This is a genomic window from Bradyrhizobium sp. (assembly GCF_049691595.1).
Classification (GTDB): Bacteria; Pseudomonadota; Alphaproteobacteria; order Rhizobiales; family Xanthobacteraceae; genus Bradyrhizobium.
On record NZ_JBAVNZ010000255.1, the window covers coordinates 1 to 6511 of the forward strand.

The window sequence follows — 6511 nt, forward strand, 5'->3', positions numbered from 1 at the left end:
ACCGCGCGGTGGCGGAAGTCGCCGACGCCGCCCGCCGGCTGCTGACGTCGCTGCATACCCATGCGCCGGCGCGCGACCGCGAGCTCGAGGCTGGGAAGGCGAGGGAGCGCACGCGGCTGCGGTTCGGCTGAAGTTCTTGCAGCCGCTTTCAGGACGCCGTCACCTGGCGTTCGGCGGCTGAAGCAAGTCGCGTCGCCAGCGTTGCAAGCACGCGCGCCATGAAGCGCCGCCAGAGCCAGCCGGTCCCGAAATGTGCCGCGTCGAACGCGGCGCGGGCGTCACGGGCCGATGAGTCCACTTCACCAATGATGCGTGGAATCTCAACCGTCTGGAGGATGGCCATGAGCCCGTGACCCGGTTAAAAGCAGGTGCCTTGGTTTTCACGGTTCTGTGGACCGGCTGGATGCCATGGTGGAGTGGATCGTTTGATGCCGTCAACATCGTCATGCTGGCGATTTGCGGCACTCTCGCAGGTCATCTCTGGCCGCTTCATGCGCTATTGGTTGATCGACCGAATGAGCAGACAACGGTGAGCAAGGCCATGAAGCATTTCGTCGCTCCCATCGCCGCGGTTCTGATGGTGATCTCTTGCTGCGCGTTCGCCGCCACGTCGGAGAAATTCGGCAAGGGCGGGTGGATCCAGGATTTTCAGCCGGAGATCGACCGCGCCAACGCCAGCGGCGAGTTGTTTCGTATCAGGGGGCATTGTCAGTCCAACTGCACGCTGTTTCTCGGCCTGAAGAATGTTTGCGTCGAGCGCAGCGCCACGCTGCTGTTCCATGCCGGTCATGATCGCAACCGCAACATCAGCGCGACCTCCACCAACCGGATGCTGAGCGCCTACAACGCTTCCTTGCGCCAGCACCTGCTCGACAATCACTACATGGATACGCTGGCGTTCCACGCCATTTCAGGCGCCGCGATCATCGACAAGTTCGGCTATCGGGAATGCCCGCGCAAATAGCTTGTCGGCTTGACGGAGGGCTGGTCTGGCTCTTCCGTGATCCAGCTCACGGAAGTAGGGGCGGTAGCGCATAGAATGGCCGGCCGTAACCATCGGAGATGCGCCATGAAGCCGACCGTCGTCCTGAAATTGAGTTCGATCGCCTTCGGGGCCCTCTGGACCGCCGGCATGTTGTGGTCGAGCGGATCGATCGATCGCGCCAACGTCATCATCCTCGCGATCTGCGGCGCCCTGGCAGGCTATGCCTGGTGTTATGCGATGCGCTGGGTATTCCACTTCATGCACCTGCTTCCGCCCAGCGATCATTCCGCCGACTCCGGCGCCGGATCGTAACCGTCATGATAGGGCGCGGCCGTCCGCCTGGTTCCCCTGCACGGGCGGGTCGACTAGCGCTCGTCCCACGTGACCGGCAAATTGAGCAGCCCGCGAAACGCCCAGCCGCCGATCCGCACCGGCCCGGCCGGGTCGAGCCGCATATTCTTCAATCGCGCGAAAATGCCGGGCAGCGCGACGTCGGCCACCATCGCGCGCGAAGCAAAGGCGCCGGCGCAATAATGCGGGCCGGCGCCGAAGGCGATGCTCTTCGCGGTGTCGCGCGTGATGTCGAAACGGTCGGGGTCATCGAAGCAGGCCTCGTCGCGGTTGGCCGAGCCGAACATGAAGAACACGCGATCCTCCGGCTCGAAATCGACCCCGCCATACGACCACGGTTTTGCGACGCGGCGCGGCGACATTCCGATCGGCGCGATCCAGCGCGCATATTCCTCGAACACGTCGAGCCAGGTCGCCTTGCCTTCGCGGACCAGCGCGAGTTGCTCGGGATGGGTCAGCAGCGCCCAGATCGTGCCGGAGATGGCGTCGCGCGGCTCGTTCTGGCCGCCCGAGATCGCAAGCTTGATGTTGGCGCGGATGCCTGGCATCGGCTGGCCCGCGGCCAGCAGCACGCTGAGGATCGAGGTGTTGGGATGTTTGGTCACGACCGGAACCATGTCGTCGATCGCAGCGTCGATCCCGGCGGTGGCGGCATGGCAGCGCGCCTCGACTTCCCTGTCGCCGGCGTAATTGGCGATGCCGTCGATCATCGCCTGCGACCACGCGTCCATGTCCTCGAAGCGCATGTTGGTCAGCCCGGTGATGTCTTTGAGGCATTCGGCCGAAAGCGGCAGCGCGAACGCCTTGCAGAGATCGGCGCGGCCCAAAGGCGCGAGTTCATCGAGGATGCGGTCGGCATGGGCCTGGAATTGCCGGACCCAGACATCGCGCACCGTGCGCGGTGAGACGGACGGAAACATCGCCGCGCGTTCGGCCATGTGCGCCTCGCCGTCCTTGCGCATCATGTTGTGGCCCATCAGCAGGTTCATCAGCCCGGCCGGCTGGTGCGAGGAGAACACGTCGATGCGCTTTTCCTGGCTGAAGATGTCGTCGCGCCGGGTGAAGACGGTCGAGCCGAGCTGCGGCACGAACGCGATCGGCGCGTCCTTCCGCATTTTTGCCAGATCGGGATAGGGATCGGCCCAGAATTTGGCGACGTCGATGTCGTAATGCGGGGCGTTGGACATGGGCGTGTGCGTTTCCGTTTACAGGTTTTCGCGCAGGGTGGCGATCTGGCGCCGCCCTCAAACCGTCCGGTAGCCGCCATCGACCATCACGATCGTTCCCGAGACATAGGCCGACAGGTCGGAGGCGAGGAAGACCGCGGGGCCGACGATGTCCGCGGGCTGACCGGCGCGGCCGAGCGGGGTGTGGGCGATGAAGGTCTTTGCCAGCTCCGGATTGGACGCGCGCACCTTCTCGTTCAGCGGGGTTTCGATGAACCCCGGGCCGATCGCATTGACGCGCACGCCGTCCTTGCCGAGTTCGGCGGCAAGCGCGCGGGTGAAGCCGAGCACGCCGTGCTTGGAGGCGGTGTAGGCCGGCGAACTCGGCGTGCGCAGATGCAGGAACGACTGGATCGAGCCGATGTTGACGATCCGTCCTTTCGCCCCGCGCAAGGGCTCGAGGAACGCATGCGTGACATTGAAGACGCCGGTGAGGTTGATCGCGATGATGTCTTCCCAATCCTGCACCACCGCCTCGGCCGCGCCCAGCATGCCGTTGCGGCGGGCGATGCCGGCATTGTTGACGAGGATCGAGACCGGCCCGACCTTGTCGGCGACCTGCCTGGCCATCGCGACGCAAGCCTCGCGCTTGGTGACGTCGAGCGCAAAACTCTCGGCCTTGCCGCCCGCATCGCGGATTTCCCTGGCCGTTTCGGCCGCCGCCTTCTCGTTGATGTCGAGCACCACCACGCGCGCGCCTTCGCGCGCATATCCCGCCGCGATCGCGCGGCCGATGCCGGAGCCAGCGCCCGTGACGACGGCGATATGGTCCTGGAGAAGGGGCATGGACGTTTCCTCTGGTTTTGGTTTTTGGTGGGTGGATGAGCGACAGCCTAATCCGCCGCAAGCTATTTCGCCAGCGACGCAATGCACTCGATCTCGATCAGCATTTTCGGGCCAGGCAGCGCCTGCACCACGCAGGTCGTGCGCGCGGGATAGGGCGGCGGTCCGAACGCGGACGCATACAGCACATTCATCGGCGCGACGTCGGCCGCGCGCGCCAGCAGCACGTTGACTTTGACCAGATCGCGGACGCTGGCGCCGGCCTCGTCAAGCACGCGCTTGATATTTTTCACGACAAGGCCGAACTGCGCCTCGAAGCCGTCGGGGAGGACGCCCTGGTCATCGAAGCCGGGAATGCCGGAGACGAACAGCAGGTCGCCGGTGCGCGTGGCGAAGGAGAGCGGCGGGGCTTTCAGGCCGGGCGGAGGCGGGAAGTGACGGATGGGCATGGGACACCTTTGATGGGACTGGCGGCGTAGCCGGCATGAGCATAGCGCCATGCAGCTTCGCCGCCATCCCCGGATATCGCGGAGCCCGCATCGGGCGGCGCTCGGCGTCGATCCGGTGGCTCTTGGGCTGCCCGATCATCCCGACTGCGACATCCCGCCGCCAAACAAAAGGCGGTTTGGGTGTGCAGTGCTGATCGCGCAGGGCGCGAACAGGTTTTGCCGATCCGGCCCATGGGCTACACTCGTTCAAGCGCGCCGCGATTGGCTTCGCGACGCCTTGCTCACATCATCCCCGGGAGACTGTATCCATGAAGATTTCATCCGCCATTCGTGTTGCGCTGGTCGCGTGGACTGCTTTCGCCGGTGCCTCGCTGTCCTCCGCCGCCCATGCCGACGAGGGCAGCGTGCGGCTCACGATCTACAAGGCGGGATGGATCATCGGCGGCTCGGGCGGCAGCGGCGTATTGAATTTCCGCGGGCGGAGCTACGCGCTGTCGACCGGTGGCCTCGACTACGGCCTCGTGTTCGGCGGATCGAAGACGGTGCTGTACGGCCGCGTCAGCAACATATACCGGCCGTCGGATGTCGCCGGCGTCTATGGCGCGGCGGGCGCGGGGCTCGCGGTCGGCGGCGGCGCCCGCGCGATCGTGCTGTCCAACCAGAAGGGCGCGGTGCTGGAACTGTCCGGCCGCCAGGTCGGGCTGATGGCGAACGCGGATTTGAGCGGGCTCGCGATCACGTTGAAGTAGGGAGTGGCCGTAGGGCGGGTTGAGGCGCAGCCGTAACCCGCCGCGCCGGAGTGAGATAAGCTGTTATCAGGCGAGGCGGATTGCGCCTTCCGCCTTCGCTCGTTGAGCTACGGCGGACGGGTCGGCTCAATCCGCCCTGCGCGCCTAAAGGGTGCAGCGGTGCCGCAGCCGCATCTTTTCCTGCACGGTCATCGCGGCGGACAAGGTCGGCGCCGGCCTGCTGACGACCTTGTACTGCGACGGCCATTGCCACGGCTTGAATGTCAGGCTCTCATTCCAGATCTGGCAGACGCCGGTGTTGTTCCAGCGGATCACATAGTAGCCGGCCGCAGCAGGGCTCGCGGCGGCAGCGACAGCGATGCAGGTGACGGCACAGAGTGCGAAAGCGCGACGCATGATATGTCTCCTCTCGGAAAAGACGGGATGGGCTTGCGCCAATCGGCCGGGGCGGCGTCCAGTCTCCGCGATGGCGCGAGGCGCGCAATGGGTGCGGGAAAAGCGTGACGGTTTCAAGTCCAAAGGCGCAACCGTCCGGCTGCGGCGCCCGCGCCATCGCGCTGACCAACCGGGGTAATGCTGGAACTGAACGGCCGTCAGGTCGGGCTGATGGCGATTTGCCCGGCGGGTTGTTTTGTCGCGCTTTGTTTTGCCCATTTCGTCATTCCGGGGCGAATGCGAAGCATCGAGCTATGATGTGCAGCGCGTAGGATGGGTTGAGCGAAGCGAAACCCATCGTGGCAATTGCGACCTGCGATGGGTTTCGCAAGGGCTCAACCCATCCTACGAGCTACGAGCTCTGTTACCCCATCTACGCCAGGCTTGGCTTGTTGATCGAATCCCCCAGTTCCTGCCATGACTGCGCCGACCAGTGGCCGGATGCGGCGCCGGATGGCGAGGCTAGCACGAAGACGGTTGGGAAGTCGTCCAGCGGCTGCTGCCGGCCCAGCGCAATCGCCTTCGTTGGTCGGCCATAGAAAAGGCTCGCGGCCTTCTTGCTGGTGAAGGCAATGGCCTTCGGTCGATAGCGCCGCATCTTTTCGCGGAACGCGGGAATGTCGATGGGAAAGGCGAGGGCATGGTGGTCCATGCCCGCGCCAAATTTGCAAAGATCGGTGAAGCCGATGCCGAGTTTCAACAGCGCCGGAAATTCATGCGGTTCATACTGGCGCGGCGTGATGCCGACCTCGTGAATCGTGCGCCAGAAGCGATTGCCGGGATGAGCGTAGTAATGGCCTACGTCGGCTGACCGCTGGCCAGCAGCGGTGCCGACGAAGACCAATCGCAGATGATCCTGAAGCTGGTCAGGAAGTTTCACGGCGTGGGCGAGGTTCTCACAACACCCGATTGCTCTCCTTCACCTTCTCCGCATCCAGATACACCTGCCCACCCATCTCCCTGAACTTGGCGCTCATCTGCGCCATGCCATCCTCGATGGTGCCCGACACCGACATCCCCACGCCCGCCGGATCGTTCAGCGTCGCCGCGTAATCCCGCACGTCCTGGGTGATCTTCATCGAGCAGAATTTTGGGCCGCACATCGAGCAGAAATGCGCGACCTTGTGGGCTTCCTTCGGCAAGGTCTCGTCGTGAAAGAGCTTTGCCGTATCGGGATCGAGGCCGAGGTTGAACTGGTCGAGCCAGCGGAAGTCGAAGCGGGCGCGGGAGAGCGCGTCGTCGCGCAGTTGCGCGGCGGGGTGGCCCTTGGCGAGGTCGGAGGCGTGGGCTGCGATCTTGTAGGTGATGACGCCTGTCTTGACGTCGTTGCGGTCGGGCAGGCCGAGATGCTCCTTCGGCGTGACATAACAGAGCATCGCGCAGCCGAACCAGCCGATCATGGCCGCACCGATCCCGGAGGTGATGTGGTCGTAGCCCGGCGCGATGTCGGTCGTCAGCGGCCCCAGCGTATAGAACGGCGCCTCGCCACACTCCTTGAGCTGCTTGTCCATGTTGATCTTGATCTTGTGCAGC

11 protein-coding genes are annotated in these 6511 nt (G+C 64.6%); 4 read left to right on the top strand and 7 right to left on the bottom strand.

Translation table 11 applies throughout. The annotated features are described in order from the left end of the window. The coding region (locus tag WCE35_RS11365) for a DUF2277 family protein (protein WP_424593445.1) at positions 1–131 on the top strand (131 nt) is incomplete at its 5' end. 17 nt (positions 132–148) lie between these two features. Here the strand turns inward: WCE35_RS11365 and WCE35_RS11370 are convergent. Beyond that, entirely contained in the window at positions 149–343 is a 195-nt protein-coding gene (locus tag WCE35_RS11370; RefSeq protein ID WP_424593435.1) for a hypothetical protein, read from the bottom strand. Positions 344–529: 186 nt separating this feature from the next. Between WCE35_RS11370 and WCE35_RS11375 the strand changes: the two genes are divergently transcribed. Together WCE35_RS11375 and WCE35_RS11380 are read left to right on the top strand one after the other, a co-directional pair. Further along, positions 530–964: a hypothetical protein gene (locus WCE35_RS11375; protein WP_424593436.1), complete on the top strand. Its 435-nt coding sequence runs from the start codon at positions 530–532 to the stop codon at positions 962–964. A 105-nt stretch (positions 965–1069) separates the two neighbouring features. Further along, positions 1070–1297 (top strand): hypothetical protein, encoded by a 228-nt coding sequence (locus WCE35_RS11380; protein ID WP_424593437.1) that lies wholly within the window; start codon positions 1070–1072, stop codon positions 1295–1297. 53 nt (positions 1298–1350) lie between these two features. On the opposite strand, the gene WCE35_RS11385 is transcribed toward WCE35_RS11380, so the two are convergent. From WCE35_RS11385 to WCE35_RS11395, 3 genes are all read right to left on the bottom strand, one after another. Further along, positions 1351–2523 carry a cytochrome P450 gene (locus tag WCE35_RS11385; RefSeq protein WP_424593438.1) on the bottom strand — a complete coding sequence of 391 codons (1173 nt, stop codon included), beginning with the start codon at positions 2521–2523 and terminating at the stop codon, positions 1351–1353. A 57-nt stretch (positions 2524–2580) separates the two neighbouring features. Then, a complete protein-coding gene (locus WCE35_RS11390; protein ID WP_424593439.1) occupies positions 2581–3348 on the bottom strand; it encodes an SDR family NAD(P)-dependent oxidoreductase in 768 nt (255 codons plus the stop codon). 62 nt (positions 3349–3410) lie between these two features. Further along, positions 3411–3794, bottom strand: coding sequence for a RidA family protein (locus WCE35_RS11395; RefSeq protein WP_424593440.1), 384 nt, complete (start codon positions 3792–3794; stop codon positions 3411–3413). Positions 3795–4102: 308 nt separating this feature from the next. Here WCE35_RS11395 and WCE35_RS11400 point away from each other — a divergent pair, with 308 nt between their 5' ends. Beyond that, on the top strand, positions 4103–4543 hold the full coding sequence (locus tag WCE35_RS11400; RefSeq protein WP_424593441.1) for a hypothetical protein: 441 nt from the start codon (positions 4103–4105) through the stop codon (positions 4541–4543). A 144-nt stretch (positions 4544–4687) separates the two neighbouring features. Here the strand turns inward: WCE35_RS11400 and WCE35_RS11405 are convergent, their stop codons facing one another. The 3 genes from WCE35_RS11405 to WCE35_RS11415 form a co-directional block, all read right to left on the bottom strand. Continuing rightward, positions 4688–4939 carry a hypothetical protein gene (locus WCE35_RS11405; RefSeq protein ID WP_424593442.1) on the bottom strand — a complete coding sequence of 84 codons (252 nt, stop codon included), beginning with the start codon at positions 4937–4939 and terminating at the stop codon, positions 4688–4690. Positions 4940–5351: 412 nt separating this feature from the next. After that, a complete protein-coding gene (locus WCE35_RS11410) occupies positions 5352–5858 on the bottom strand; it encodes a mismatch-specific DNA-glycosylase (RefSeq protein ID WP_424593443.1) in 507 nt (168 codons plus the stop codon). Between the two features lie 16 nt (positions 5859–5874). After that, positions 5875–6511, bottom strand: a 637-nt coding sequence (locus tag WCE35_RS11415) for a phosphomethylpyrimidine synthase ThiC (protein ID WP_424593444.1), incomplete at its 5' end; no start/stop codon positions are given.

Excerpts from the sequence above, each read along its gene's own strand:
- WCE35_RS11390 (WP_424593439.1), bottom strand. The coding sequence starts at position 3,348 with ATGCCCCTTCTCCAGGACCATATCGCCGTCGTCACGGGCGCTGGCTCC.
- WCE35_RS11395 (WP_424593440.1), bottom strand. The coding sequence starts at position 3,794 with ATGCCCATCCGTCACTTCCCGCCTCCGCCCGGCCTGAAAGCCCCGCCG.
- WCE35_RS11380 (WP_424593437.1), top strand. The coding sequence starts at position 1,070 with ATGAAGCCGACCGTCGTCCTGAAATTGAGTTCGATCGCCTTCGGGGCC.
- WCE35_RS11385 (WP_424593438.1), bottom strand. The coding sequence starts at position 2,523 with ATGTCCAACGCCCCGCATTACGACATCGACGTCGCCAAATTCTGGGCC.
- WCE35_RS11370 (WP_424593435.1), bottom strand. The coding sequence starts at position 343 with ATGGCCATCCTCCAGACGGTTGAGATTCCACGCATCATTGGTGAAGTG.
- WCE35_RS11405 (WP_424593442.1), bottom strand. The coding sequence starts at position 4,939 with ATGCGTCGCGCTTTCGCACTCTGTGCCGTCACCTGCATCGCTGTCGCT.
- WCE35_RS11400 (WP_424593441.1), top strand. The coding sequence starts at position 4,103 with ATGAAGATTTCATCCGCCATTCGTGTTGCGCTGGTCGCGTGGACTGCT.